Here is a 548-nt window from a genome sequence, read left to right as displayed (position 1 = left end):
GCCGTCGCCCGCGACGGTGCGCAGACCGATACCGCGCCGGGCCAGCGCCACCTCCAGGGCGGCGGCCCGGCGCGCGGGCGAGACGAGGCGCTCCGACCCTGCGACCATCGCGACCCGCCGGTGCCCCCAGCTCGGCCAGGAAGTCGCCCACCTGCTCGAACGCGTCGTCGTCGTCGAGCACCACGTGCTGCCAGGTGGCGGGGGCACTGTCCGGCGCGGTGCCCACCACGACGGCCGGCGCGGGCAGGGAACGCAGGGTGGCGAGTCGCTCGTCGTCCGCCCGGATGCCCGTGACCACGAACGCGGCGTAGCGCCGCTCGGTCCACCAGCGGTCCATGAGCTGCGCGGCCTCGGCCGTGGAGCCGGCCACATGGACGGCGAGCGTGAGGGTGTCCGGACCGATGGTCTGGAGCGCGCCGGTCACCAGGTCGAGCGGGAACGCGGCCCGGGTGCCGAACGGCTGGTCGTGCATCACGACCAGAGCCGCGGCCGCGGGACCGCTGCGCAGCGAGCGGGCCGCGGTGGCAGGCCGCCAGCCGAGCTGGTCC

1 protein-coding gene is annotated in these 548 nt (G+C 76.8%); it reads right to left on the bottom strand.

What is annotated here, in order from left to right; genetic code table 11:
- Positions 1-548 (bottom strand): LacI family DNA-binding transcriptional regulator (locus PROKR_RS34465; RefSeq protein WP_169736373.1); only part of this gene is annotated, 548 nt, incomplete at both ends.

This window comes from Promicromonospora kroppenstedtii DSM 19349 (genome assembly GCF_000515355.1).
GTDB lineage: Bacteria > Actinomycetota > Actinomycetes > Actinomycetales > Cellulomonadaceae > Promicromonospora > Promicromonospora kroppenstedtii.
Note: the sequence above shows the minus strand (reverse complement) of the source record. Positions and strands in the feature narration are given on the sequence as shown.